This is a genomic window from Amycolatopsis sp. NBC_00355 (genome assembly GCF_036104975.1).
Classification (GTDB): Bacteria; Actinomycetota; Actinomycetes; order Mycobacteriales; family Pseudonocardiaceae; genus Amycolatopsis.
Window position 1 is genome coordinate 5268118 of the sequence record NZ_CP107982.1, and the last position, 26601, is coordinate 5294718.

General features: G+C 71.0%; 23 protein-coding genes. 12 read left to right on the forward strand and 11 right to left on the reverse strand.

Features of this window, described 5'->3' with window-relative positions; all coding sequences use genetic code 11:
• Positions 1-202 precede the first annotated feature (202 nt).
• Entirely contained in the window at positions 203-3952 is a 3750-nt protein-coding gene (locus tag OHS18_RS23390) for a multifunctional oxoglutarate decarboxylase/oxoglutarate dehydrogenase thiamine pyrophosphate-binding subunit/dihydrolipoyllysine-residue succinyltransferase subunit (protein WP_328612416.1), read from the forward strand.
• Between the two features lie 68 nt (positions 3953-4020).
• On the opposite strand, the gene OHS18_RS23395 is transcribed toward OHS18_RS23390, so the two are convergent.
• The 3 genes from OHS18_RS23395 to OHS18_RS23405 form a co-directional block, all read right to left on the reverse strand.
• Complete coding sequence (locus OHS18_RS23395) at positions 4021-7281, reverse strand: CHAT domain-containing tetratricopeptide repeat protein (RefSeq protein ID WP_328612417.1); 3261 nt, start codon at positions 7279-7281, stop codon at positions 4021-4023.
• Positions 7278-8351: a hypothetical protein gene (locus tag OHS18_RS23400; protein WP_328612418.1), complete on the reverse strand. Its 1074-nt coding sequence runs from the start codon at positions 8349-8351 to the stop codon at positions 7278-7280. The genes OHS18_RS23395 and OHS18_RS23400 overlap by 4 nt, the downstream gene beginning before the upstream one ends.
• A gap of 88 nt (positions 8352-8439) precedes the next feature.
• Positions 8440-9945, reverse strand: coding sequence for a S8 family serine peptidase (locus OHS18_RS23405; protein ID WP_442875424.1), 1506 nt, complete (start codon positions 9943-9945; stop codon positions 8440-8442).
• A gap of 202 nt (positions 9946-10147) precedes the next feature.
• Here OHS18_RS23405 and OHS18_RS23410 point away from each other — a divergent pair, with 202 nt between their 5' ends.
• From OHS18_RS23410 to OHS18_RS23425, 4 genes are all read left to right on the forward strand, one after another.
• Positions 10148-10666, forward strand: coding sequence for a GNAT family N-acetyltransferase (locus tag OHS18_RS23410; RefSeq protein WP_328612420.1), 519 nt, complete (start codon positions 10148-10150; stop codon positions 10664-10666).
• Between the two features lie 17 nt (positions 10667-10683).
• A complete protein-coding gene (locus OHS18_RS23415) occupies positions 10684-11664 on the forward strand; it encodes an LLM class flavin-dependent oxidoreductase (RefSeq protein WP_328612421.1) in 981 nt (326 codons plus the stop codon).
• 248 nt (positions 11665-11912) lie between these two features.
• Positions 11913-12476 (forward strand): LysE family translocator, encoded by a 564-nt coding sequence (locus OHS18_RS23420; protein WP_328612422.1) that lies wholly within the window; start codon positions 11913-11915, stop codon positions 12474-12476.
• Between the two features lie 82 nt (positions 12477-12558).
• Complete coding sequence (locus tag OHS18_RS23425) at positions 12559-13845, forward strand: erythromycin esterase family protein (RefSeq protein ID WP_328612423.1); 1287 nt, start codon at positions 12559-12561, stop codon at positions 13843-13845.
• Here OHS18_RS23425 and OHS18_RS23430 read toward each other — a convergent pair.
• From OHS18_RS23430 to OHS18_RS23445, 4 genes are read right to left on the reverse strand one after another with little or no spacing between them, the layout of a single operon-like run.
• Positions 13835-14722: an ABC transporter substrate-binding protein gene (locus OHS18_RS23430; protein WP_328612424.1), complete on the reverse strand. Its 888-nt coding sequence runs from the start codon at positions 14720-14722 to the stop codon at positions 13835-13837. The two genes, OHS18_RS23425 and OHS18_RS23430, sit on opposite strands and share 11 nt — an antisense overlap.
• Entirely contained in the window at positions 14719-15411 is a 693-nt protein-coding gene (locus tag OHS18_RS23435) for an ABC transporter permease (RefSeq protein WP_328612425.1), read from the reverse strand. The genes OHS18_RS23430 and OHS18_RS23435 overlap by 4 nt, the downstream gene beginning before the upstream one ends.
• On the reverse strand, positions 15408-16091 hold the full coding sequence (locus OHS18_RS23440) for an ABC transporter permease (RefSeq protein ID WP_328612426.1): 684 nt from the start codon (positions 16089-16091) through the stop codon (positions 15408-15410). The genes OHS18_RS23435 and OHS18_RS23440 overlap by 4 nt, the downstream gene beginning before the upstream one ends.
• A complete protein-coding gene (locus OHS18_RS23445) occupies positions 16088-17173 on the reverse strand; it encodes an ABC transporter ATP-binding protein (protein ID WP_328449268.1) in 1086 nt (361 codons plus the stop codon). The genes OHS18_RS23440 and OHS18_RS23445 overlap by 4 nt, the downstream gene beginning before the upstream one ends.
• Before the next feature lie 101 nt (positions 17174-17274).
• Here OHS18_RS23445 and OHS18_RS23450 point away from each other — a divergent pair, with 101 nt between their 5' ends.
• Positions 17275-18687 carry a bis-aminopropyl spermidine synthase family protein gene (locus tag OHS18_RS23450; protein ID WP_328449267.1) on the forward strand — a complete coding sequence of 471 codons (1413 nt, stop codon included), beginning with the start codon at positions 17275-17277 and terminating at the stop codon, positions 18685-18687.
• A 52-nt stretch (positions 18688-18739) separates the two neighbouring features.
• Here the strand turns inward: OHS18_RS23450 and OHS18_RS23455 are convergent, their stop codons facing one another.
• Complete coding sequence (locus OHS18_RS23455; protein ID WP_328449265.1) at positions 18740-19921, reverse strand: NAD(P)-dependent malic enzyme; 1182 nt, start codon at positions 19919-19921, stop codon at positions 18740-18742.
• A gap of 371 nt (positions 19922-20292) precedes the next feature.
• On the opposite strand from OHS18_RS23455, the gene OHS18_RS23460 reads away from it, so the two are divergent.
• From OHS18_RS23460 to OHS18_RS23470, 3 genes are all read left to right on the forward strand, one after another.
• A complete protein-coding gene (locus OHS18_RS23460) occupies positions 20293-20898 on the forward strand; it encodes a dTDP-4-dehydrorhamnose 3,5-epimerase family protein (RefSeq protein WP_328449263.1) in 606 nt (201 codons plus the stop codon).
• Between the two features lie 66 nt (positions 20899-20964).
• Positions 20965-21378 carry an SRPBCC family protein gene (locus tag OHS18_RS23465; RefSeq protein WP_328449261.1) on the forward strand — a complete coding sequence of 138 codons (414 nt, stop codon included), beginning with the start codon at positions 20965-20967 and terminating at the stop codon, positions 21376-21378.
• Positions 21375-21809 (forward strand): MarR family winged helix-turn-helix transcriptional regulator, encoded by a 435-nt coding sequence (locus tag OHS18_RS23470; protein WP_328612427.1) that lies wholly within the window; start codon positions 21375-21377, stop codon positions 21807-21809. Before OHS18_RS23465 ends, OHS18_RS23470 begins: the two co-directional genes overlap by 4 nt.
• Here the strand turns inward: OHS18_RS23470 and OHS18_RS23475 are convergent.
• A complete protein-coding gene (locus OHS18_RS23475; RefSeq protein WP_328612428.1) occupies positions 21799-23409 on the reverse strand; it encodes a GMC oxidoreductase in 1611 nt (536 codons plus the stop codon). The two genes, OHS18_RS23470 and OHS18_RS23475, sit on opposite strands and share 11 nt — an antisense overlap.
• A gap of 136 nt (positions 23410-23545) precedes the next feature.
• Here OHS18_RS23475 and OHS18_RS23480 point away from each other — a divergent pair, with 136 nt between their 5' ends.
• Positions 23546-24223, forward strand: coding sequence for a hypothetical protein (locus tag OHS18_RS23480; RefSeq protein ID WP_328612429.1), 678 nt, complete (start codon positions 23546-23548; stop codon positions 24221-24223).
• A 53-nt stretch (positions 24224-24276) separates the two neighbouring features.
• On the opposite strand, the gene OHS18_RS23485 is transcribed toward OHS18_RS23480, so the two are convergent.
• Positions 24277-24768 (reverse strand): hotdog fold domain-containing protein, encoded by a 492-nt coding sequence (locus OHS18_RS23485; protein ID WP_328449252.1) that lies wholly within the window; start codon positions 24766-24768, stop codon positions 24277-24279.
• Positions 24769-24850: 82 nt separating this feature from the next.
• Here OHS18_RS23485 and OHS18_RS23490 point away from each other — a divergent pair, with 82 nt between their 5' ends.
• Together OHS18_RS23490 and OHS18_RS23495 are read left to right on the forward strand one after the other, a co-directional pair.
• Positions 24851-25441 (forward strand): acid phosphatase, encoded by a 591-nt coding sequence (locus tag OHS18_RS23490; protein ID WP_328449251.1) that lies wholly within the window; start codon positions 24851-24853, stop codon positions 25439-25441.
• Between the two features lies 1 nt (position 25442).
• Positions 25443-25925, forward strand: a complete 483-nt coding sequence (locus OHS18_RS23495) for a GNAT family N-acetyltransferase (protein WP_328449250.1) — start codon at positions 25443-25445, stop codon at positions 25923-25925.
• Between the two features lie 70 nt (positions 25926-25995).
• Here OHS18_RS23495 and OHS18_RS23500 read toward each other — a convergent pair whose 3' ends face one another.
• Positions 25996-26466 (reverse strand): hypothetical protein, encoded by a 471-nt coding sequence (locus tag OHS18_RS23500; protein ID WP_328612430.1) that lies wholly within the window; start codon positions 26464-26466, stop codon positions 25996-25998.
• Positions 26467-26601 lie beyond the last annotated feature (135 nt).

Genomic DNA, 26601 nt, shown 5'->3' on the forward strand with positions numbered 1-26601 from the left:
CAACCCTGGCGAAAACCCTGTACCCGGTCCACTGCTTAAGGTTCTCTTAGCACATCTTGATCGTGTCAGTGACCGATGCCCTAGTGCGCCACGCCTCACACAGGCCGGTTCCATCACATCGCACTCATCGAGGGGGTTAGCCTGGTAGGCGCATCAACGGATCCAAGATCGAGATCGAGACGGATAGAGGCGAGCCCAAGCCGTGTCCAGCAGCAGCCCTGCGTCACAGTTCGGCCCCAACGAGTGGCTGGTCGAAGAGATGTACGACCAGTTCCTCGCTGACCCATCTTCAGTCGATGCCGCGTGGCACGACTTCTTCGCGGACTTCAAGCCGACGCAGAACGCTCAGACCAAGGCGGACAACGCCCGGCAGCAGCAAGCCGACGCCAAGTCCGCCACCAACGGACAGGCCACGGCGCCGTCGACGAAGGCGGTGCAGAACGCGGAGTCCGCGGCCAAGCAGACGTCGACGCCGGGCGCCAAGCCCGCCACCACCGCGCCCGCCAAGCCGGCTGCGAAGCCCGCCGCGAACGCCGCGAGCACGGCGAGCCCGGCCAAGGCCGCGTCGACCAGCCCGGCCAAGGCCGAGGTGAAGCCGCAGGCCAAGGACGAGCCGGAGTCGAAGCAGCTCCGGGGCGCCGCGGCGGCGATCGCCAAGAACATGGACGCGTCGCTGTCCGTCCCGACCGCGACCAGCGTGCGCGCGGTCCCGGCGAAGCTGATGGCCGACAACCGCATCGTCATCAACAACCACCTCAAGCGCACCCGCGGTGGCAAGATCTCCTTCACGCACCTCATCGGCTTCGCCATGGTGCGGGCGCTGAAGGACTACCCGAACCTGAACCGGCACTACCAGCAGATCGACGGCAAGCCGTTCGCGATCACGCCGGAGCACGTCAACTTCGGGCTCGCCATCGACATGAAGGGCAAGGACGGTTCCCGCAACCTCGTCGTGGCCTCGGTCAAGAACGTCGGGGACATGTCGTTCCTGCAGTTCTGGCAGGCCTACGAGGACATCGTCAAGAAGGCCCGCAACAACAAGCTGACCGCGGACGACTTCGCCGGCACCACCATCTCGCTGACCAACCCGGGCGGCATCGGCACCAACCACTCGGTGCCGCGCCTGCAGGCCGGCCAGGGCGCGATCATCGGCGTCGGCGCCATGCAGTACCCGGCGGCGTTCGAGGGCACCAGCGAGAAGACGCTGGTCGACCTCGGCATCAGCAAGATCATGACGCTGACCTCGACGTATGACCACCGCATCATCCAGGGCGCGGAGTCCGGCGAGTTCCTCAAGCGCATCCACCAGCTGCTGCTCGGCGAAGACGGCTTCTACGACGACGTCTTCACCAGCCTGCGCCTGCCGTACGAGCCGATCCGCTGGGTCGCCGACATCCCCGAGGGCCCGGTCGACAAGACCGCCCGCGTGATCGAGCTGATCGACGCGTTCCGGATGCGAGGTCACCTGATGGCCGACACGGACCCGCTGAACTACCGCCAGCGCAGCCACGCCGACCTCGACGTGCTGAGCCACGGCCTCACGCTGTGGGACCTGGACCGCGAGTTCCCGGTCGGCGGCTTCGCCGGCCAGGAGCGGATGAAGCTGCGCGACATCCTCGGCGTGCTGCGCAACTCGTACTGCCGCACGGTCGGCATCGAGTACACGCACATCCTCGACCCCGAGGAGCGCCGCTGGATCCAGGAGCGCGTCGAGATCCCGCACGAGAAGCCGGACCCCGCGGTCCAGAAGTACGTGCTCTCGAAGCTGAACGCCGCCGAGGCGTTCGAGACGTTCCTGCAGACCAAGTACGTCGGCCAGAAGCGCTTCTCGCTCGAAGGCGGCGAGACGGCGATCCCGCTGCTCGACACGCTGCTGGACAAGGCCGCCGAGCACGAGCTCGACGAGGTCGTCATCGGCATGCCGCACCGCGGCCGGCTCAACGTGCTGGCCAACATCGTCGGCAAGCCGATCTCGCAGATCTTCCAGGAGTTCGAGGGCAACCTCGACCCGGGCCAGGCGCACGGCTCCGGTGACGTGAAGTACCACCTCGGTGCCGAGGGCAAGTACTTCCGGATGTTCGGCGACGGCGAGACGAAGGTCTCGCTGACGGCGAACCCGTCGCACCTGGAGACCGTGGACCCGGTGCTCGAGGGCATCGTCCGCGCGAAGCAGGACCTCCTGGACAAGGGCGGCGAGGGCTACACCGTGCTGCCGGTCCTGATGCACGGCGACGCGGCCTTCGCGGGCCAGGGCGTCGTCGCCGAGACGCTGAACCTGTCGCTGCTGCGCGGGTACCGCACCGGCGGCACCGTGCACGTGATCGTCAACAACCAGGTCGGCTTCACCACCGCGCCGGAGCACTCGCGCTCCAGCCAGTACGCCACCGACGTCGCGAAGATGATCGGCTCGCCGATCTTCCACGTGAACGGTGACGACCCGGAGGCCGCGCACTGGGTGGCCCAGCTGGCCGTCGAGTACCGGCAGGCGTTCCACAAGGACGTCGTGATCGACCTGATCTGCTACCGCCGCCGCGGCCACAACGAGGGCGACGACCCCTCGATGACGCAGCCGGCGATGTACGACATCATCGATACGAAGCGCTCGGTCCGGAAGGGCTACACCGAGTCGCTGATCGGCCGCGGCGACATCTCCGTCGAGGAGGCCGAGGCCGCGCTGCGCGACTTCTCGAGCCAGCTGGAGCACGTCTTCAACGAGGTCCGCGAGCTGGAGAAGCACCCGGCGAAGGCGAGCCCCTCGGTCGAGGAGGAGCAGCAGGTCCCGGCGAAGGTCACGACGTCGATCAGCAGCGAGACGCTGGAGCACATCGGCGACGCGTTCGTGAACGTGCCGGAGGGCTTCACGCCGCACCCGCGCGTCAAGCCGGTCATGGAGCGCCGCCACAAGATGTCCCGCGAAGGCGACATCGACTGGGCGTTCGGCGAGCTGCTCGCGTTCGGGTCCCTCGCGCTGGAAGGCCGGCTCATCCGGCTGTCCGGCCAGGACTCGCGGCGCGGCACGTTCACCCAGCGGCACTCGGTCTTCATCGACCGCAAGACCGGCCAGGAGTACTCGCCGCTGCAGAACCTGGCCGACGGCCAGGGCCGCGTGATGATCTACGACTCGGCGCTGTCGGAGTACGCGGCCGTCGGTTTCGAGTACGGCTACTCGGTGGCGAACTCCGAAGCGCTCGTGATGTGGGAAGCGCAGTTCGGTGACTTCGTCAACGGCGCGCAGACCGTCATCGACGAGTACATCTCCTCGGGCGAGGCCAAGTGGGGTCAGCGCTCCGACGTCGTGCTGCTGCTGCCGCACGGCCACGAGGGCCAAGGCCCGGACCACACCTCCGGGCGCATCGAGCGCTTCCTGGCGCTGTGCGCCGAAGGCTCGATGACCGTCGCGGTGCCCTCCACCCCGGCGAACTACTTCCACCTGCTGCGCCGGCACGCCCTCGACGGGATCCAGCGGCCGCTGGTCGTCTTCACGCCGAAGTCGATGCTGCGCAACAAGGCCGCGACCTCGGCGACCGCCGACTTCACCGGCCAGTCCCGGTTCATGTCCGTCATCGACGACGTGACGCCGGACCCGGCGAAGGTCCGCAAGGTGCTGCTGACCTCGGGGAAGCTGTACTGGGAGCTGGTGGCGGAGCGGACGAAGCGCGAGGCGGACGACGTCGCGATCGTGCGGATCGAGCAGTACTACCCGCTGCCGAAGAAGAAGCTGCTGGCGGCGCTGGAGCGCTACACCAACGCGACGCAGGTCGCGTGGGTCCAGGAGGAGCCGGAGAACCAGGGTGGGTGGCCGTTCTTCGGCCTGAACCTGCCGCGGAAGTTCCCGGAGGTGCTCTCGGGCCTGCAGGTCGTGTCGCGTCGCCCGATGGCGGCGCCGTCGGCCGGCTCGTCGAAGGTCCACGAGGTGGAGCAGAAGGCGCTGATCTCGAAGGCGTTCGACTGATCGCTTGACCACGAAGGAGGCCCCCGCACTGTTCGGTGCGGGGGCCTCCTTCGTCCGGCCGGAGCGCGTCAGCCGCCCGAGGTGATGGAGAACGGGGCCCAGTTGCCGGCCGCCCGGAACGGCTGCGCCGCGTAGTCCGGGCCTGCCGCGCGCTGGCGGGCGACCTCCTCGAAGGCGCCTTCGGTGTCGCCGCCGAGCAGTTGCTGCCACCGGTGCTTGCAGGCGACGAACTCGTCGATGTTCCCGGCCGCGCGGTGCGCCGCCGAAAGCAGCGCGAAAGCCAGCGTCAGATCCAGTGTCCCGGCGGCGACGCTCTCGACGACCCAGCCCACGACGTCCCGTGAGCTCGCGCCCGCGACCCGGCGCTGCGCGTCGGTGAGCGCCACGCTGACCGCTTCCAGCGACCAGTCGGTGCCGCTCAGGCGGTCGTGGAACCACAGCATCAGCACCGCGGTCGCCAGGTCCGGCACCGGGCGGAAGGTGGTGACCAGCGCCGTCGCCCCGGCGGCGAGCAACGTGCTCGCGATGCCGGTGAGCTCGTCACCGCTGCGGACCCGGTGCTTGCCGCTCTGACAGGACCCGAGCACGACGAGCGCACCCGACCAGTCGAGTGACGCGAGCCGCGGCAGCGTGACCTGGTCCGGGTCGCCGCCGGCGCCGGCGAGCAGCAGCCCCGACCGTTCCGGGCGGGCGTCGTCGAACACGGCGTGGCAGGCCAGGTGCACGAGCCGGGTGGTGCCGTCGAGGGCGCCGGCGAGCCAGTCGAAGGTGACGTCGCCGCCGTGGCGGGCCTCGCCGCCCAGCCGGGCCGCGACCCCGGCCGCTTCGGCCCGCGCGAACGGCAGATCGCCGAGCGGGTCACCGCCGATGACCAGCGATTCCCGCCGCAGCCACGACCCGCGGTGCGCCGCGCGCAGCAGGGACGCGCTGGGCACCACGAACGTCCCCGGGCGGGGCTCGCCGGCACCGTCTTCCCCGGGCACGAGGTGCAGCGACGCCAGGTGCAGCGGACCGTACGGCGCGACGTACACCTCGGTGCGCACGTCGCCGACGAGCCGGGCGAGCCGCTGGTAAACCGGCTGCGCGAGCAGCCGGTCGAGGCTGCCGGGGTCGTCGTCGTCCAGCAGCCGGGCGAAATCGGCGAGGTCCGGGTCGGCCGTCTCGACGACCAGCCGGACGTCGATCCCGCTGCCCGTCACGGTGAAGACGTAGATGCCCTTTTCACCCGTGAAGAACTCCAGCAGCGTCCGCTCGCCGCGCAGCGAAAGCAGCGACCGGACGTCCGGGCCGGTCGACGGCGTCGCCATCCGGTGCAGCCGGACGCCGGGGTGGCTGCCGGCGAGCCGGTCCCAGACGTCTTCGATCCGGGTCCGGACGCTCTCGATCTCCTGGTCGGCACCGACGATCCGGACGGCCCGTTCCCGCGGGGACAGCCCGGTGTCCCCGAACGACCGCGTCCGCAGCCGGACGAGCTGCTGCCACAGCTCCGCTTCCTCGGCCAGCAGCGGATCCTCACCCTCGGTGACCGGCGGCCGGTCGCGCACGGCGTCGAGCAGCGCCCGGGATTTCGCGGACTGCAGCAGTTCGAACGCCCGCTCGGCCTGGCCGAGCGCGATCGCGAGCTCGACGGCCGGGCCGTACGGCGGCTCGGCGTACACAGCGAACCGGCCGACCTCCCCGACGTCGACCGCTTCCCGGCGCAGAAGCGCGTAGGCCGCGCAAGCCCGTTCCAGCCGCTCGAGCGTCGCCTCGGTCGACTGTCCTTTCCGGACGGCCAGTTCGCCGAGCTTGGTGTTGACGACGAACGAAAGCGCGACGTCCGGGTTGCCCACCAGCGAGACCTCGAGCTGGGTGGCGATCTCCGCGGCTTCGTCGTCTTTCCCTTGCCGCGCCAGGAATTCCATCAACCGGGCCCGGCGCCCGGCGAGCCGCCCCGGCAGGTCGCCGGCCATCGACTGCCCGGCTTCCACGAACCGCCGCAGGTAGTGTTCCTCCAGGTCGGCGGCGTCGTGTTCGCCGGCGATCCGGGCGGCGAGGCCGTCCAGGATGCCCATGTCGCCGACGGCGGCGAGCGCCTCCCGCTGGTCCTCCGAGAGGTCGGGTCTGCCCAGCCGTTCCCAGCGCCGGTCGCGCACGAAGGCCTGCAGTGCCCGGGCCCGGGCCAGGCGTTCGAGCACCTCCGTCTCCGAAAAGCCCTCGAAGCGCACCATCAGGCTGCACTGGTTGATCAGCGCGGCGAGTTCCCGGTCGGGGTCGCCGAGCTGGTTCGCCCGGAGCTTGGCCCGTTCCAGGTACCGCCAGGCCGTTTCGTGCTCGCCGGTCTCCATGTAGAGGTAACCGAGGCTGTTCCACACCCGCGGCAGGCAGTGGTGCGCCGCGAGGTGCTCCCAGGCCGCTTCGGACTGGCGGAGGAGGCGCTCGGCGGTCGCGTACTCGTGCCGCATCAGGGCCCGCTCGCCCTCGTCCACCGCGTCTTCGGCGGACTTCGCGAAGAGACCGATCTCGAGCGCGGCGTCGGCTTCCGGGTGCTCGGCGGTGAACTTGGCGGCGGTCTGCCGCTCGATCTCCGCGACCCGCGCGGCGTGGGCGGTGGTGTAGTGCTCGACGTCGACGTCGGCGTGCAGCCGGTGGATCAGGTCGTGTGCCTCGACGAACGCCCGTGCGGCCGCGTCGCGATCGGTCAGCCGGGCGCGGATCGAAAGGTTGCGCAGCGCCTTGAACTCGTCGTACCCGGCGTCCGCCGACCGGAACAGCGCCACGGCCTCCCGCGTCCGCTCGACCGCCTCCCCGAACCGGCCCTGCCGGTGCAGCTCCTCGCCGAGGTTGTCCAGGGCGATCGCCCGCAGGACCGGGTTCTCGCCGGGGACCGCTAGGGCCTCTTCGTACAGCTCGAGGGCGCTCGGGTCGTTGCGCCGGGACCGGATCAGCGCGTGGTTCTGCAGCGTGGCGCGGTACCCGTCGGCGTTCCCGGACGCCTTGGCCGCCTTCACCGCCTCGGCCAGGTACTCGTCGGCTTCGGCCAGCCGCTCGTCGGCCATCTCGACCAGCCCGAGCCCTTCGAGGGCGGCGCTGACGGCGTTGAGGTCGCCCAGCTCCTCGGCGACCCGGTAGGCGAACACGTAGGCCTGCCGGGCGTCGTCGAACTGCCGCGCCAGCCGGGCGGCCTGGCCGAGCAACCGGTAGAAGGCGAACACCGCGAGCCGTTCGTCGCGCTCGGCCTCCGCCAGCTCCAGGCCGCCGAGCAGGGCCGCGTAGGCGTCCTGGTGCCGGCCGGCACCGAGCAGCCGGTGGGCGTGCTGGATCAGCGCGAACAGCCGGGCGTCGCTCACCCGCGCACCGACCGGAGGAGGGTGGCCGGATCGTCGACGAGGCGCAGTTCGGGCGGCGGCCCGCCACCCGGCCGGTGGCCGCGCAGGTCCGCCAGTTCGAGGTTCGAGAACCGGTCGACCAGCTCGGCGTAGAGCCGCTGGTACTCGGTGAACAGCGTCTCCTGCTGGGGGCGGGTCAGGTCGTCGGAGAAGATCGCCCCCGCCGTCTGCCGCCAGGTGCGCTGCGCGGGCCCGAGGTCACCCGCGATGACCTGTTCCTTCGTCCGCTCCCACAGCGGGTAGAAGGCGAGCTTGCGGTAGTCGTCGCGTTCCCGCTTCGCCTCGACGCTGACCAGGATGAAGTCGTGCTCGGTGTACGGCTCCAGCGTGACGCCGTCGGGCCCGAGCCGGTGCAGCCTGCCCTCGGAGACGCGCAGCGCGGCCAGGTCCTCTTTGGTCGTCTCGGTGTGCGGCCGGCGCATGACGCAGAAGTGCAGCGGCACGAGCCCGCCCGGACCGCCGTGCTGCCACGACCGGTAGGCGCCGACGCGCAGTTCGACGTCCGGCGACTCGAGAAAGGACTCGATGCCGCGGATCAGCGACGACGCCAGCGGTACGGCGCCGGCGAGCCCGCCGAACCCGACCGCCGCGGCGACGTCCTCGACGACCTTCAGCGAACGCGCGATCCAGTCGGTGGTCTTGGCCCGGAACAACGCGACGAGCAGGCTGAAATCGTCACCCTCGTAGGGCACCGGCCCGGCGACGCGGACGTTGCCGACCTCGACGGCGTCGTCGGCGCCGGTCACCTGGAACCGCCGGGAGAGTTCGGCGCTGCTGAGCACCGTGGGCACCGCGACCGGTTTCCCCTTGTGGACGAACTCGGTGACGATCGTGCCGAAGGGCAGGTACTCGCGCCACAGCTCACGCGCCCGGGTGAGCCACATCTGCTGCAGCCGCACTTCGAGGTAGACGTGGCCGGGCACGAACTCGAGCGGCGGTTCGCCGCCCGGATCGGCGGCCGGGACCTGCACCGCGACGATCCCCTGGTTGTTCCGCTTGACCACGCGGTCGACCAGTTCCCGAATCCCCATCACGTCCCCCTCGAACGACGGCCTCGCGCCGATTCTAGGGATCCGCCCGGGGCCCGGCTGCCGGTCGGGACCGGCAGCCGGGTGATTTTCAGACGGTCAGCGACCAGGTGTCGATGCGCCCGGTGTCGGCCGAGGCGACGTCCTGGACGCGCAACGTCCAGGTGCCGTTCGCGGCCTCGCCGGCGACGTTCGCGCTGTAGGTCGTGTTGATGTCGTCGGACGAGTCACTGCCGGAATTCTTCAGCCGGTACGCCGAACCGTCCGGCGCGACCAGGTCGATCACCAGGTCGCCGACGTAGGTGTGGACGATGTGGACCTCCACCGCCGTGGTCGCCGACGCGTTGCGCGCGCAGCCCGAGACGCTCACGCTGCTGGTCACCGCCGCACCGCGGTCGGGGATGGCGACGTCGGTGCCGTTGGTGACGGTGCCGCAGGTCGGCGGCGGGGTCGTGCCGGTGCCCGTGTAGAGCAGGACGTTCGGCGAGCCCGTGCCCGGGCCGGTCACCTTGCCGGTGGTGCCGTTCGCGACGAGCGCGTCGCGGACCTGCTGCGGCGTCGCGCCCGGGTTGGCGGCCAGGTACAGCGCCGCCGCGCCGACTACGTGCGGGGTCGCCATCGACGTGCCGCTGATCGTGTTCGTGGCGGTGGTGCTGCCGATCCACGACGACGTGATGCCGCTGCCCGGCGCGAAGATGTCGAGGCAGGTGCCGATGTTCGAGTAGCTGGCGCGGGCGTCGGTGGACGTCGTCGCGCCGACCGTGATGCCCGTCGCGACGCGGCCCGGGGAGCCGTTGCACGCGTTGGCGCCGTTGTCGTTGCCGGCGGCGAGGCCGTAGGTGACACCCGAGGCGATCGAGCGCTGCACGGCGGCGTCCAGGGTGCTCGACGCGCCGCCGCCGAGGCTCATGTTGGCCACGGCGGGTTTGATCGCGTTGGCCGTCACCCAGTCGACGCCGGAGATCACGCCCGCGGTCGTGCCGGAGCCGCTGCAGTTCAGCACCCGCACGCCGACCAGCTTGACCTCCTTGGCCAGGCCGTACTGCGAGCCGCCGATGGTGCCGGCGACGTGCGTGCCGTGGCCCTGGCAGTCGGTGGCGTCGCTGTCGTTGTCGACGAAGTCGTAACCCGACGTCGCGCGCCCGCCGAAGGTGCTGTGCGTCAGGTTGATGCCCGTGTCGATGACGTACGCGTGCACGTTCGCCGCGGTGGTGCTGTAGCTGTACTTCTGGTCCAGCGGCAGGTTCCGCTGGTCGACCCGGTCCAGACCCCACGACGGCGGGTTCAGCTGGTCGGCGCTGGCCCGCACGACCCGGTTCTGCTCCACAATGGACACATCGGGATCGGCCGCGACGCGCTTCGCCTGCGTCTCGGACATCGTGGCGGTGAAGCCGCGCAAGGCGGCGGAGAACGTCCGCTCGACGGTGCCGCCGTGCCGGCCGGTGACGCTCTGGGCCGTGCCGCCCTTGAGGACGACGATGTAGCTGTCCTTGACGGCGTCGGCGCTGCCGGCGCCGGCGATCGTGCCTTCCCTAGCGGTCGCGACGGCGTTGCCGCCGAGGACGGTCAACGCCGAGACCGCCGCCACCACACCGATTCTGCTGAAGATTCCCCGAGAGCTCCGCACGGATCTGTCCCTTCTGGGCAGGGGTGAAGGTGCTCGAACTGTAGGTCGACCCCGGTCGAGATAGGAAGATCGACCTGTTTGTCCGGTTTTGAACCACTCGAACGGTCCCCTACCAAAGTCGGCCCGGAAAACGGCTTCGCCGCGACGCCCGTCTCCGGGCATGCTGACGGCCATGCTCATCCGCCGCGAAACCCCCGACGACCGGACCGCCGTGCACGTCGTGCACTCGGAAGCCTTCCGCCGCGAGCCGGGCGTGACTCCCGTCGAAGCCCCGCTCGTCGACGACCTGCGCGCCGACGGCGACCTGATCGGCGCGCTGTCGTTCGTCGCGGTCCGCGACGGCGAGGTCGTCGGGCACGTCTGCTGCAGCCCGGCGCGGCTCGGCGACGACACCGGCGTCTCGGTCGGCCTCGGCCCGCTCGGGGTGCTGCCCGCGCACCACCGGACCGGCGTCGGCTCGGCGCTGGTGCACACAGTCCTCGGCGCGGCCGACGCCCTGGGCTACGGCCTCGTCGTCCTGCTCGGCTCGCCGGTGTACTACGCGCGCTTCGGGTTCGTGCTGGCCTCGACGCTCGGCGTCACGCCGCCGGAGCCGGGGTGGGCCGAGCACTTCCAGGCCCGCCCGCTCGCGGAGTACAACGCAACGCAGCAAGGCGCGTTCGAGTACGCGCCGGCCTTTTCCCGGATCTGAACAAGGAGCCCGCACGCATGTACGCACCCCGTTCGTCGGTCGGTGTCCGGATCAACCGCGAGCAGCCGCCGTCCCGGCTGCGCGAGCTGGCGCAGCAGGCCGAGGCGGCCGGGCTCGACGAGCTGTGGCTGGTCGAGGACTGCTTCTGGGCGGCCGGGATCGCGACGGTCGCCACGGCCCTGGCGACGACGTCGACGATCAAGGTCGGCATCGGCGTCATGCCGGTGGTGGCGCGCAACCCGGCGATCGCGGCGATGGAGCTCGCGGCGCTGGCGGAGCTGCACCCGGGCCGGCTGATCGCGGGCTTCGGCCACGGCGTCCCGTCGTGGATGAAGCAGATCGGCGCGTACCCGGCGTCCCCGCTGGCGGCGCTGGAGGAGACGCTCGCCGCGGTCCGGCGCCTGCTGGCGGGCGACCGCGTCTCGGTGTCCGGCCGGCACGTCTCGCTGGAGGAGGTGGAGCTGGTGTTCCCGCCGGCCTCGCCGCCGCCGCTGGTGGCGGGCGTGCGCCGCCCGAAGTCCCTGGCGATCGCGGGCGCCACGGCGGACGGCACGATCCTCGCCGAGCCGTCCCCGCCGGAGTACGTCCGCTCGGCCCTGGCGGCCATCGCACCCGGGCGTTCGGTGGCGGGCGCCCCGGCGAACCACACGGTGGTGACGTACAACTGGCTGGCCCTGGGCGACCCCGAGCGAGCCCGGCTGACGGTGGCGGAGTCGCTCACGCCGGGAGCACGGGTGCAGGTGGAAGGCCTGCCGTTCGCCGACGAGCTGCTGGCCCTGGTGGACTCGACGTCCACAGTGGACGAACTGGCGGCGGGCCTGCGTCCGGAGTGGATAGAGCAACTGGCCGTGTGCGGCGATCTGCCGTCGTGCGTGGCGCGGGTCCGCGCGCTGCACGAAGCCGGGAGCGGCTCGGTGGTGCTGCTGCCGTTGCCGGAGGAGCCCCCGGAGGAGGGCATCGAGGCCGCGGGCCAGGTGGCGGCCGCCTTGCGCGCCTGACGACCCCGGTTGTCCACAGCCCGGCGGCACTGTGGACAACCAGGCCGGGCCGAGGCGGTTTCCGACATTCCGTCGGACACCCCCGATACGCTGGAAGCGGGGCCGGTCCCCCGGAGAGGGCGGGGGCTGCTTTGGGGGCCGAGCTCCGCGGAAAAGGGGTTCGCCGGGCGCGGGCCGCGTGTGAGGATCGGGTCATGCCCGTCGACCCGCACCTCTTGCCGGCCTTCATCGCCACCACCATAATCGCGATGGTCGTGCCGGGGCCGGACATGCTGTTCGTCCTCGGCTGCGGCATGCGCGGTGGGCCGCGGGCCGGGCTGCTCGCCACCGCCGGGGTCGCCACCAGTGAGGCGATCCACGTCGCCGTCGCGGCGGCCGGGCTCGCCGCCTTGTTCGCCGCCGTGCCCGTGGCCTTCACCGTCGTGCGGGTCGTCGGCGCCGCTTACCTCATCCACCTCGGCGTCCAGGCCATCCGCAAGCGCAAGGCCATCCCCGACGACACCGCCCCCGGCACCGAACGCGCCTACCTCTCGGGACTGCTGACCAACCTCCTGAACCCGAAGATGGTCACCTTCACCATCGCGTTCCTCCCCCAGTTCGTCGACCCCGCTCTCGGGCGCGTCGGGCTGCAGTTCGCGATCCTCGGCGCGATCATGATCGTGTTCGAGTTCCTCGTCGACGGCGCCGTCGGTGTCCTCGCCGGCCGCATCGGTGGCTGGCTGCGCCGCAAGCGCAAGGCCCGGCAACGCCTCGAAGTCGCCACCGGCGGCATCTTCATCGGCCTCGGCGTCCGGCTGGCCCTCGACCACTGACCGTGGGGTAGTGCCTGCGCTACCCCGAAGTCGGCGGCCCGCCCCAGGGTGACGAGCCCCGGACCCGGCCAGGATCCGTGTCATGACCAAGAAAACCACAGCCGTCCTCGCCGCCGCGGCCATCGTCACGCTCCTCGCCCCCGCGACCGCCGACGCGGCCCAGCCGGACCCCGTCCGCGCGCTGACGCAGGCGGCGCATCCGTTGCGCACCACCGAACCCGGCTGCGACACCGCCGACCTGCGGGCCCTCGGCGCGATGATCGGCGACGCCCAGGTGACCGGCCTCGGCGAAGCGACCCACGGCTCCCACGAGTTCTTCGCCATGAAGGAACGGCTCTTCCGCTACCTCGTCGAGGAGAAGGGCTTCACCACCTTCGCCCTCGAAATGAGCTGGTCCGCCGGCCTCCGGATCGACGAGTTCCTCCAGACCGGAAACGGTGACGCGCGCACCATCACCAAGGCCGCCCTCGCCGGCTCGCCGTGGGACCGCGAGGAGTTCGTCCACCTCGTCGAGTGGATGCGCGACTACAACGTCCACCACCCCGCCCGGCCCGTCCACTTCCTCGGCGACGACCTCAGTGCCCCGACGGTGGACGACGAGTTCTTCGGCCGGGTGACCGGCTACGTCCAGCGGACCCACCCCGAGTCACTGGCCCGGCTGAACGAGCTCTACACCGGCCTGCGCCCGATCGACGACGTCTTCGCCTACCTCGCCAAGCCGCTCGTGGAGCGGCAGCGGCTCGCGGCCCAGGCCCAGGAGGCCGTCGATCTGGTGCAGAGCTTCGGCGACGACTGGGTGGCGCAGGACGCCAGGTCCATCGCGCAGACCGCGAAGTTCCTCACGATCGACCTCGCCGATCCGGCCTCGGTGGCGACGTCCCAGCGCTTCCGCGACGAGGTGATGGCGCAGAACGTCGTCTGGTGGCAGCGGCACACCGGCGCCAAGATCCTGCTGTCCGCGCACAACGGCCACGTCGGCTACGTCTCCGGCGATCCCGGGCGGTACCCCAAGACACAGGGCTCGTTCCTGCACGACACGCTGGGCGCGAACTACGTCGCCACGGGCTTCACCTTCGACCGCGGCTCGTTCCTGTCGCAGGACGAAGCCGGTACCTGGCAGAAGTTCACCGTCGGCGCCGCCGGGCCCGGATCGAACGAGGACACCCTCGACCAGGTCCGCTACCAGGACTACTACCTCGACATGCGGTCCGCGCCGGCCGCGGCCCGCGCGTGGCTGGACGTCGCCCGGCCGACGTACGACATCGGGACGGCGTTCCCCGTCGACCCGGCGGACATCGCGCTCGCGCGGTCCTACGACCTGCTCATCCACCTCCACGACGTCCGCGAGGCGGCGATGGCTAGGTCTTGAGGTTGTTGCGGGCCAGGAAGTCCTCGGCGATGTCGAGGGGGTTGCGCTTCTCCTCGGTGAACTCCACGTTCAGCTGGGTGAGCTGGTCGGTGGTCAGCGCCGCCGACACCCGGTTCAGCGCCGCGGCTTCCTGCTCCGACAGCGTCCCCTTCGCGATGAGCGGCACGATGTTCTGCGCCGGGAACATGTTCTTGTCGTCGGTGAGCGGGACGAAGCCGTTCGCCTTGATGGTGGACGACGTGCTGAACAGGTCCGCCACCTGGACGTCGCCGGACTTGAGCGCCGCCACCGTCACCGGGCCGCCGGTGTCGGTGGTCCGGATCTCCTTGAACTCGCAGCCGTAGAGCGCCTTGATCTTGTCCTTCCAGCGGCTGCTCCACTGGCCCGGCCCGCCGAACACGAGTTCGCCGCAGCGCTTTCCCAGGTCGGAGAACGTCTTCACGCCGGAAGACGCCAGCTGCGGCCCGACGACCAGCAGGTCCTTGTCTTCGGCGGGCGCCTGGTCCAGCACCTCGAACCCGGCCGGCACCTTCTGCTTCAGCTGCGTGTAGACGTCCTGCGGGGTGGTCGCCTGGGTGTCCTTGTCGAAGTACCGCAACAGGTTCCCGCTGTAGTCCGGCACGACCGACAGCGACTTGTCCTGCAGCGCCTTGACGACGACCTCGCGGCTGCCCACCGGCGGCCGCACGGTGACGTTCTCCGCGCCCGCGTTCTTCAGCGCCCCGGCGTAGATCTGGGCCAGCAGCAGGCTTTCCCCGACGTCGGACGCGCCGATGATGATGTCGCCGTTCGAGCCGCCCTCACCACCACCGGCGAGCGGGTTGCCGCAGCCCGCGACCAAGACCGCGACGGCGATCAGACCGGCCAGCCGTTTCATGCCGTCACCTTCTTGCCGGTCGCCGCCGCCGTCGCCAGCCGGACCCCCTTGGGGACCAGCGCGCGGTTCAGCAGCGCGAACAGGACGTCGAGCACGATCGCCAGCAGTGTGGTCAACAGCGCGCCGGCGATCACCTCGGAGTAGTCCAAAATGGCCAGTCCGTCGAGCAGGAACCGGCCCAGGCCACCGAGTCCGACGTACGCGGCCACGGCGGCGGTCGCCACGAGCTGCAGCACGGCGTTGCGGATGCCACCCAGCACCAGCGGCAGGGAGATCGGCACCTCGACCTTCCAGAGCCGTTGCCAGCCGGTCATCCCGATGCCCTGGGCGGCGTCGACGACGCCGTGGTCGGTCGCCTGCAGCCCGGCGTACGTGCCGGCCAGGATCGGCGGCACGGCCAGCACGACCAGGCCGATGATCGTCGCGGTGACGCTCTCGGTGAAGAGCAGGAACAGGAACGTGACGAGACCCAGCGTAGGCAGCGCGCGGATCGCGTTGCCGGCACTCACCAGCGCGACGCCGCCGCGTCCGGTGTGGCCGACGAACAGTCCCAACGGGACGGCGATCACCAGGGCGATCACCAGCGCCAGCACCGTGTAACCGAGGTGCTCCAGCAACCGCTGCGGGATGCCGTCCGGGCCGGACCAGTGGGCCGGGTCGCCGAACCAGTGGAAGAGATCGGTGATCATGCGACGGCCACCCCCGTGTTCCCGGCGCGTTCCCAGGGTGTCAGCAGGTTCCGCAGGCCGACGAGCAGCAGGTCGACGACCAGGGCCAGCACCAGGGTCAGCACGATGCCGACGACGATCGGCGAGAAGTACTCGCGCTGGAAGCCGTCGGTGAACAGCACACCGAGGCCGCCGGTGCCGATCAGCGCTCCCACGCTCACCAGGCTGATGTTGCTCACCGACGCCACCCGCACGCCGGCCGCGAGCACCGGGACCGACAGCGGCAGCTCGACGGCGAAGAACTTGCGTACGGGCTTGTAGCCGACGGCGGTGGCCGCGGCGATCACCGACGGCGGCACCGCGTCCAGCGCGTCGAGCACCGGGCGCACCAGCAGCGCCGTGGTGTAGATCGTCAGCGCGACGACGACGTTGATGCTGTCCAGGATCTTCGACCCGATCAAGCCGGGGATGACGACGAACAGCGCGAGCGACGGGATCGTGTAGAGCAGGTTGGCCAGCACCATGAGCACCGACCGCGCGGGCGCCCAGCGGTGCCCGAGCCAGCCGGCCGCGATCGCCAGCACGACGCCGATGACCAGCGGCAGCAGCGCGAGGTAGACGTGGTCACCGAGGTCGCCGAGGATCTGCTCGCGGTTGTTGCCGCTGCCCAGGTACCGCCCGAGCTCGTCGAAGAAGTTCATGACGCCTGCGGGGTCGCCTCGATCACATCGAGCACTTGACGAGCGAGCACCCCGCCGAGCACGCGGTGGTCGTCGTCGACGACCACGCCGAGGCTGGCGGGCGACGACAGCGCGGCGTCGAGCGCGCCGCGGATCGGGGTGCCGCGGATCCACAGTGAACCGCCGGCGACGAGGTCGTCTTCGGACAGTGCGCCGTCCACTGTGGAGTTCGGCGGCAGCCAGCCGCGCGGCTGCTTGTCGGCGTTGACGACGAGTCGCCAGCCGTCGCTCGCGGAGACCGGAGAGCCGATCTCGACCAGCTCGAGGTCCTTGATCTCGACGCCGTCGGCGGAGAGGAACGACAGGCCGCGGTAGCCGCGGTCACGGCCGACGAACGACGCGACGAAGTCGTCCACCGGGTGGCGCAGCACGTCGGCGGGGGTGCCGTACTGGGCGAGCTTGCCGCCGACGCGCATGACCGCGACCTTGTCGCCGAGCCGGACGGCCTCGTCGATGTCGTGCGTGACGAACACGATCGTCTTGCCCAGCTGCGACTGCAGCCGCAGCAGCTCGTCCTGCAGGCCTTCGCGCACCACCGGGTCGACCGCGGAGAACGGCTCGTCCATCAGCAGCACCGGCGAGTCCGCGGCGAGCGCGCGGGCGACGCCGACACGCTGCTGCTGGCCGCCGGAAAGCTGGGCCGGGTACCGCTTGCCGACCTCGACCGGCAGGCCGATGGTCTCCAGCAGCTCGGCCGCCCGCTTGCGTGCCTTCGCCTTGTCCCAGCCGGACAGCAGGGGCACGGTGGCGATGTTGTCCAGGACCGTCCTATGTGGAAAGAGCCCGGCGTGCTGGATGACGTAGCCGATGCCCCGGCGCAGCAGGGCCGGGTCGCCTTCGGCGACGTCCTTGCCGTCCAGCAGCACCTGGCCGCCGGTGGGCTCGATCATCCGGTTGATCATCCGCAGCGACGTCGTCTTGCCGCAGCCGGACGGGCCGACGAACACGGTGATCGTGCCGTCCTCGACCGTCAGGTTCAGCTTGTCGACGGCGACCGTCCCATCGGGATACTGCTTGGTCACGTCGCGGAATTCGATCGTCACTTGCCCACTCCCCGTGTCAGGTCCAATCGACCGTAGCCGAGTCGGCGGTGGTTGGCACGCTGTTCCGGCAGGTGGAGAGCGGGCGCCTAAGCTCGTGGCCCGTGAAGGCACTCGACGACGTCCTCGCCGCGCACGGCGTCGGCGTCCGCCCGTTGTACCGCGTCATCGACCTGCTGCGCACCGGCGACCACGACCTCGGTGAGCTGGTCCGGCTGAGCACGGCGCCGCGGCGCAGCGTGGAGGACGTCCTCGCGGCGCTGGGCGACGACCTCGACCGCAGCGGCGACCGGCTGCGCCTGTCCCCCGGCGTCGCCGCGTCGTACCTGCGCTACAGCGTCCCCCGCTACGCCGACCCGCTCGACGAAGCCGTGGCCACGCACGAGTTGCTGCCGAAGGTCGCCGAGTGGGTGGCCGAGGTGCCGGCGCCGCTGGCCGCGCTCGACCACGTCCAGGCCACGCCGGAGACGGTGCTGCGCCGCGCCCTGTGGCTGGACGCGCGTTACGACCTGGCATCCGCGCGGCTGCTGTTCCTCGGCGACCACGACCTGACGTCGCTGGCGGTGCGGGCGGTCTGCCCGGCGGCGGATCTGACCGTCGTCGACCTCGACGAGCGGGTGCTCGCCTACCTGGACGACCGCGCCGCCGGGGAGATCAAGACCGCGCACGCGGACCTGCGCGTCGGCCTGCCGCCCGCCGTGACCGGGCGCGCCGACCTGGTGTTCAGTGACCCGCCATACACGCCGGAGGGCATGGGCCTGTTCGCCGCGCGCGGGGTGCAGGCGCTGCGGGAGCCGAGCGAGGGGCGGCTGCTGTTCGCCTACGGCTACAGCCCGCGGCACCCGGCGCTGGGCGCGCAGGTGCAGCGCTCGCTGGCCACGCTCGGGCTGACGTTCGAGGCGATCCTGCCGGGCTTCAACAGCTACTTCGGCGCGCAGGCGATCGGCAGCGCGGCGGACCTGTACGTCTGCCAGCCGACGGCGAAGGCCAAGAAAGTCCGCAGTGGCAAGGCGATCTACACACACGGGCCGCAGTCGGTCGAGGCGGCCGGGACAAAACCGGCGCTGCTGGAGAAGCTGAAGGAGATCGCCGTCGCGAGCGGGCTCTCGTTCGAGTCGCGCCCGGTGGACTGGTCGATCTCCGGGCCCGAGGGCGACGCGATCGCGATGGACCTCTCGGCCGACCCCGGCCCGTGGCTGCTGCGCACGCTGCTGGGCACGAACGCCCGGCGGCTCGCGTTGCTGCTGCCGAACGCGCACCCGGACCTGGCGGACCAGGCGTCCCAGACGGCCCTTGCGGCCCTAGTCGCCGGCAAATACACGCTGCGGTACCTGCGGAGCACGCCGGACAACCGCCACGCGGTGGTCGTCGCGGACGCGGTGGAGCACCAGTCGGAGGTGCTGACCCGCGCCCACGCCCGCCTGGCGAACGTCTCCCTCGACGTCCCCCCGGACCTGCAGGACCTGCGCCTGGTGGATGTCCCCCGCCACCGCTTGCCGGCTCTGCTGGGTCTCTGAACGCGCCAAAAGCGGCACTTTCACGTGAAAGTGCCGCTTTTGACAGGGACTGTCAGGCGGTGACGCCGTCCGCTTCCGCGGCCTTCGCCACCGCGGCCGCGACCTCGGGGGCCACGCGCGGGTCGAGCGGGCTCGGGACGATGCGGTCCGGGCCCAGGTCGTCCATCGCGACCGAGACGATCGCCTCGGCGGCCGCCAGCTTCATGTTCTCCGTGATCGCCCGGGCGCCGGAGTCCAGCGCGCCGCGGAAGACGCCGGGGAACGCCAGCACGTTGTTGATCTGGTTCGGGAAGTCGCTGCGCCCGGTGGCCACGATCGACGCGTAGCGCGCCGCGACCTCCGGGTGCACCTCCGGGTCCGGATTGGACAGTGCGAACACGATGCCGCCGCCCGCCATCCGGCCCAGCAGCGTCTCGTCGATCGTCGCGCCGGACAGGCCCAGGAAGACGTCCGCGCCTTCGAGCGCCTCGGCGAGGCCACCGGACAGGCCGGCCTTGTTGGTCGTCGAGGCCAGCTGCGCCTTGACCGGGTTCAGGCCGTCGCGGCCGGTGTGGATGATGCCGCGCGAGTCGAGCACGGTGACGTCGCCGATGCCGGCCCCCTGCAGGATCCGCGCGCAGGCCACGCCCGCCGCGCCGGCGCCGGAGATGACCACGCGCTGGTCGGCGATCGCCCGGTCCAGCACCAGGTTCGCGCCGCGCAGCGCGGCCAGCGTGACGATCGCCGTGCCGTGCTGGTCGTCGTGCATGACCGGGCAGTCGAGCGCCTCCTTGAGCTTGTCCTCCAGCTCGAAGCAGCGCGGCGCGGAGACGTCCTCCAGGTTGACCGCGCCGTACGACGGGCGCAGCCGCACCAGGGTCTCGACGATTTCGTCGACGTCGGTGGTGTCCAGCACCAGCGGGATCGAGTCGAGGCCGCCGAAGGTCTTGAAGAGCACGGACTTGCCCTCCATGACCGGCAGCGACGCGCTGGCGCCGATGTCGCCGAGGCCGAGCACCGCGGTCCCGTCGCTCACCACCACGACCAGCCGGTCCGCCCACGTGTACCGCTTGGCCTTGGCGGCGTCCTCCGCGATCGCGCGGCTCACCTTCGCCACACCGGGGGTGTAGGCGATCGAAAGGTCACGCGGGCTGGAAATCGGGCGGGTGGCCGCCACCGAGAGCTTGCCGCCCTCGTGCCCGGTGAAGATCTCGTCGTCGGTGACCGGCGCAACAGTGCCGGTGGGGTCGTTCATGGGGTTTCCTGTCGTCGTTTCCGTGTTTCCCTCAGTAGGAATGACGGAACTCGCGGTTCGAACGTGGGTCACTGGAATTCTCCTGGGCCTGCGAGCGGGGGGACCAGGCAGCAGGCGAAGGCACGCCCTCTTACCTGGGCTTCTCCTCCGGCACGGCAGCCCAGCGCGGTAGCGCCGGCCTGTCGGCGAAGCGTCCATGCGGCCATCGGTGCCGTGGGTGTGGCGATGGCCGCGGACGCGGCGGTCCCGTCATTGTGACAGGAGCGGTGCCGCCGGTGACCCCTCGGTGCGGCTGAGGTCACACATTCGCCGGTTTTCCCCAATTCCCAAGACGTCCGTCCGGTTTTCTTGGCGCCCGATATGGTGACGCCATGCAATTCCGCCGGCTGAGCGTCCCGGACGCCTTCGAGTTCACCCCCCGGGCGTTCCCCGACGACCGGGGCCTGTTCACCGCCCCCTTCCAGGAAGACGTCTTCCGCGCCGCCGTCGGCCACCGCCTGCGGCTCGGCCAGTCCAACCACAGCGTCTCCAAGCGCGGCTCGATCCGCGGTGTCCACTTCGCCGACACCCCGCCCGGCCAGGCGAAGTACGTCTACTGCGCCCGCGGCTCGCTGCTCGACGTCGTCGTCGACGTGCGCGTCGGCTCGCCGACGTTCGGCGAGTGGGACGCCGTCCGCCTCGACGCCGACTCGTTCAACGCCGCGTACCTCGCCGAGGGCCTCGGCCACGGCTTCATCGCGCTCGAGGACGACACGGCGATGGCCTACCTCTGCTCGGAGCCGTACAACCCGACGGGCGAGCACGGGATCAACCCGCTCGACCCGGCGCTGAACCTGCCCTGGCCCTCGGACATCACGCACATCCTGTCCGGGAAGGACCGCACCGCGCCGACACTGGCCGAGGCGAAGGACCGCGGCCTGCTCCCGGCGTACGACGACTGCGTCGCCTACTACGACAAGCTGCGCTCGAACGACTGACCGCCACCCGGACCGGGACCGGTGGTCCCCTTGCGAATTTAGTAAGCGCGCATATAGTCTGCTCGCATGGCACTTTACGAGTACGCGCACACCGAGACGTCCACCGCTCCCGCCGCCGCGATCTGGCCGCTCTGGGCGGACACCGCCCGCTGGCCGGAGTGGGACGCGGGCGTCCGGTCGGTGGTCCTCGACGGCGCGTTCGCCGTCGGCACCAGCGGCACGATGACCATGGACGGCCTGCCGCCCATCCCGTTCACCCTGACCGAGGTCACCGCCGGCCGGAGCTTCACCGACGAGACGCGGCTGCCGGACGCGCTGCTGCGGTTCGAGCACGTCCTGACCGAGGTCGAGGGCGGCACGGAGATCACCTACCGCGTCACCGTCGACGGGCCGCCGGAACTGGGGCCGCAGGTCACCGAAGACACTCCGGACGCCATGCGCGCGTTGGCCGAGCTCGCTGAGACAAGCTTGCGGGTATGACCGCCCCGGAGTCCCGCCTGCCCGGCCCCGAACGCAGCCCCGGCTTCCTGCTGTGGCGCGTGACGCTGGCCTGGCAGCGGGCGATGCGGGCCGCGCTGGCCCCGCACGACCTCACGCACGTCCAGTTCGTGCTGCTGACCGCCACGTGGTGGCTCACCCGCTCGGGCGAGGCGCCGACCCAGCGGCAGCTGGCCGAACAGGCCGGTACCGACACGATGATGACCAGCCAGGTCGTCCGCAAGCTCGCCGAGCGGGGGCTCATGGAGCGTGCGGACGACCCGGCCGACGCCCGCGCGAAGCGGCTCCAGATCACCGCGCCGGGCCTGGAACTGGTCGCGAAGGCACTGAAGGACGTCGAGGCCGCCGACGCGTCGTTCTTCGACGGCGTCGGCAGCGATTTCACCGACTCGCTGGCGAAGCTCAGCCCTTGACGTCTTCGGCGAGGACACGCTCGATGTTGCGCTCGGCGAGCGCCGTGATCGTCACGAACGGGTTGACGCCCGTGCTGCCCGGGATCAGCGAGCCGTCGGTGACGTACAGGTTCCGGTAGCCCTTCACGCGGCCGTAGTCGTCGGTCGCCTCGCCCAGCACCACCCCGCCGAGCGGGTGGTAGGTGAAGCGGTTCTCGAACGGGCGCGTGTCGCCGAAGAGGTCGTAGCGGTAGATCGTCTTGTTCGCCCGGTTGATCTTGTCGAACAGCGCTTTCGCGGCGTCGATCGACGGCTGCCCCTGCGACGCCGTCCAGTGCAGCTTCGCCGAGTCGCTCGCGGCGTCGTAGGTGAAGTGGCCGCGCTCGGGGTTCTTGGTGATCGCCAGGTAGAGGCTCACCCAGGTCTCGATGCCGGCCGGTACCGGCGCGATCTCGGCGAAGGCCGGGTGCACCGGGTCGGCCCAGTTGTCGATGCCGAGCGCGGGCATGCCGGACTGCAGGCTGCCGGTGGTGTCCCAGAGGTGGTTGGCGCGCCCGAGCATGACGTTGCCGTTGGTGCCCCAGCCCTGCCCGACGCGCTCGTCGAGCGCCGGGAGCCGCCCGGTGTCGCGGGCGCGCACCAGCAGCTCGGTCGAGCCGAGGCTGCCCGCGCCGAGGAACAGGTGCTTCGTGGTGACGTGCTTGGTCGCGAGGACCGTGCCGTGCTCGTCGCTCTCGCGTACGACCAGCGTGTACGCGCCGTCGGCCTGCTGGATGATCTCGCGGACTTCGTGCAGGGTCTGGATCGTCACGTGGCCGGTGCCGAGCGCGGCGGCGAGGTAGGACTTGTCGAGCGAGCGCTTCCCGTGGTTGTTGCCGTAGATGACTTCGGACGCGTCGGCCGAGCGCGCGACCGTGCCCGCCTCTTCGCGGCGCAGGTAGTCCATGTCGTAGACGCTGGGCACGAACACCGTGCCGAACCCGGCCTTGCGCGCGGCTTTCCGCGAGACGCGGGCGTACTGGTAGGACCTGCACGTCTCGAACCACCGCGGGTCGACGACGTTGACCCCGAGGCCGGCCCGGGCCCGCGGGAAGTACTTGCCGTACATATCTTCGGCATCGACCCGCGGCAGGATCTCCTCGAAGTAGGACCGCTTCGGCGTCACCGCCATCGCGCCGTTGACCAGCGAGCCGCCGCCCACACCACGGCCGAGGTAGACGGCCATGTCACCGTGGTTCACACGGTCGAGCACACCGGCGTAGCGCTTGATGTCGCGGTTGGCGAGGTCGAGCCAGAGGAACGACGCGAGCGGCGCCTCGGTGCGGTCCTTGAACCACATCGACCGTTCGTCCGGGGTGAGCATCGGGCAGAAGACCTTGCCGTCCGCGCCCGGCGTCGTCCACAGGCGGCCCATCTCGAGCATCAGGGTCGGGACCCCGGCCTCGCCGAGCCGCAACGCCGTCACGGCGGCGCCGTAGCCGGTGCCGATGACCACGGCCGGGACGTACTCCGGCAGCGGCGCGGCGCTCGCGGTCCGGGTCGAGACGGTGGTCAGCCCGAGTGCGGCGGCGGAACTCAGTGCGGAGAGGCCGAGGAAGCGGCGGCGGGTGAAGGGGGACATGATCACGATCGTGACGGATCGAGTGAACGGTGTTAACTAAATGGACTCGGTTTCACCCGGTCGAGCGAAATTTCGGGTCTTCCCCTGGGGGCGATCCCGGATGTCCCGCGCGGCCGTCCTCGCCAGGCTGACTCCCATGAAACTTCTCGCACTGGCCGCGGCCGGGGTCGCCGTGGCCGCACTGGGGTCCACCCTCGCGTTCGCCTCGCCGGCACGCGCCGACGAGCTGCCGACGTTCGACTTCACCAACTGCCCGGCCCCGCCCGCCAACGCCGACCCCGGCACGTGGCGCTGTGAAGCCTTTGTCTCCCAAGGAAAACTGACCATCGACGGCCACGAGATCCCGCTCGGGGAACTGCGGCTGACCTTCAGCGAAGGCCGGATCAACGGCCAGTACGCCCAGGCGTTCGGCGCCCTGCGGCACGCACCGGCGCGCGTCCCCGGCCTGCCCGGCACGACGATCCAGTTGCGCTACGGCGGTTTCTCGGACTTCCTGAGCGACGAGGAGCGCCGCGGCGAGCTCGACGTCTACGCCGTGGTGCGGAACCCGTTGCTGGGCAAGGACTGCAGCATCGGCACCGCGGCCGAGCCGTTGCACACGGTCGTCCACGACGACCCGGCGATCCCGCCCACCGTGATCTCCCAGAACCCGATGACGGCCCACCTCGGCGTCATCGACCCGGACCTGGCCCTTCCGGCCACGCAGGGCTGCGGCCCGCTCGGCAAGCTCGTCGACCGGCGCCTCGGCCTCCCGTCGCCGGCCGGCGAGAACACGTTCCAGCAGGCGTCGTACGTCCAGTACAAGGCGCTCTGAGCCCCGCCGCGGCGGTCGTGGGGGTCCGGCCGGGTTCCGGCCCGACCGGGCGCTCACGACCGGAGAGCCGCAGCAGGCTTCTTCGGGGTCACCCAGATGGTGATGGTCCCGGTGACCACCGGCTTGCCGTGCGCGTCGGAAATGGTCACCGGGACCGGGAGCTCGAAACCCTCGTCGCCGAACTCCGGCAGTTCCGGCAGCGACGCCACCGCGCGCAGGCCCGTCTCGGCCTTCGCGACGTACCGGACGTCCATGCCCTTCGGCAGCCAGCGGTGCGTCGGGGGAACGGTCGCCTCGGCGAGCATGCCCATCGCGATCTCGGCGAGGTTGCAGGCCGCGATCGCGTGGAACGTGCGGATGTGGTTGTAAACACCCCACCACTTCGGGGCACTCACCTCGCAGTGCCCGGGACGCAGCTCGCGCACGGACGGCAGCACCGTGCCGAAGTAGGGCACGCGCAGGCACATCGCCGCGCTGAACAGCTGTTTTCCGCCCGGCTTGGCGGCCAGCTTGTGCCACAGCGCGAACGTCGGCGTCTCGGCCATCCAGATCTCCTCAGGCTTAACTACTGACCAGTAGCCAAGCACGCGCCCGGCCGCGGCGCAAACCTCCGCCTATAGTCGGCGCGTGGCAAATCGGCTGTTCCTCCTCCGCCACGGCCAGACCGAATGGTCGGTCGACGGGCGGCACACCGGACGCACGGACATCCCGCTGACCCCGGCCGGCGAAGGCCAGGCCCTCGCGGCGGGAGGCACGCTCCGGAGCCTGCTCGGCGGGCCGTCGCTGGTGCTGTCGAGCCCGCGCAAGCGCGCGCTGCGCACGGCCGCACTGGCCGGCTTGCGCGTCGACGAGGTCACCGAGGACCTCTCCGAGTGGGACTACGGCGACTACGAGGGCATCACGACGCCCCAGATCCGCGAGACCGTGCCGGGCTGGACGGTGTGGACGCACCCGGTCCTCGGCGGCGAGAGCGCCGAGGAGGTCAGCGCCCGCGCGGACCGGGTCCTCGAGCGCGCCCGCCGCGACACCGAGGCGGGCGACGTGATCCTGGTCGGTCACGGGCACTTCAGCCGGGTCATGGTGGCCCGCTGGGTGGGCCTGCCCGCGACGTCCGGTGTCCACTTCGGACTCGACGCGGCGGGCATCGCGGTGCTCGGCGACGAGCGCGGCGAACCCCAGATCGAACACCTCAACCTGCCGCCCTCACTGGAGGACTGACGTGCCCGACGACCGCATCCGCCGCATCCGGCCCGACGACGTCGAGGCCGCCGTCGGGCTGGTCTACGCCCTCGCGGAGTACGAACGCGCCCCGGACGAGTGCCACCTGACGGCGGAGCAGCTGCACGAGGCCCTGTTCGGCGACGCGCCCAAGCTGTTCGGGCACGTGGCCGAGGTGGCCGGCGAGATCGTCGGGTTCGCGGTCTGGTTCCTGAACTTCTCGACCTGGCGCGGTGTGCACGGCATCTACCTGGAGGACCTGTTCGTCCTCCCGGCCCACCGCGGCTCGGGCCTGGGCAAGGCGCTCCTGGCGACGCTCGCGGCGGAGTGCGTCGCGAACGGCTACGGCCGGCTGGAGTGGTCGGTCCTCGACTGGAACCCGGCGACGGAGTTCTACAAGGCCCTCGGCGCGGTCCCGATGGACGAGTGGACCGTGAACCGCCTCACCGACGAGCCGCTGAAAGCCCTCGCCGCCCAGGCCTGACTCAGCTGGTCTGCCGCGGCCCTCGTGAGTGGTTAGGGCGGTTCTAACCGCCCTAACCACTCACGAGGGATCAGTCCTCGTCCTGGCCTTCGCGTTCGGCGCGCCGGCCGGCGAGGCCACCGCGCTCGGCGGCTTCCGTCTCCGTCTCGCCCTCGCGCAGGCCCAGGGCCCAGGCGCGGGACGGGGCGCGGAACAGCAGCACCAGCGTCACGATGCCGAACAGGGCGATCGGCACGCCCCACACCGGCTCGCCGGACGGGCCGAGCAGGTACCAGCCGAGGCCGACCACGATCAGCGCGATCACCACGCCCGGCGAGCGCGCCCACGTCTGGCCGAGGACCAGCCCGGCCGACGCGGCGAGGAACGCCAGCGCCACCACGATGAACGTGCCGGACTCCACGTAGACGTTGTTGCCCGGCTGCGCCGGCGACCCCAGGCCGTTGACCAGCACGATCACCCCGAAGACCAGCAGGGCCAGCGAGGGCACCGCGACGACCACGCCGGCCAGCCGGACCTCACGGGGAGCGGGCGAGACCTTCACAGCGGGGACCTTCCGGAGGCGACAACCGAGGTGCTTTGCGGGAGCACAGTGGACTCGACCAGGGCGAGTCACCGTGCGTGAGCTGATTCGATCGTATGCCACCCGGTCGGCCGTTTTCGCGGGACCGCCCGGGCG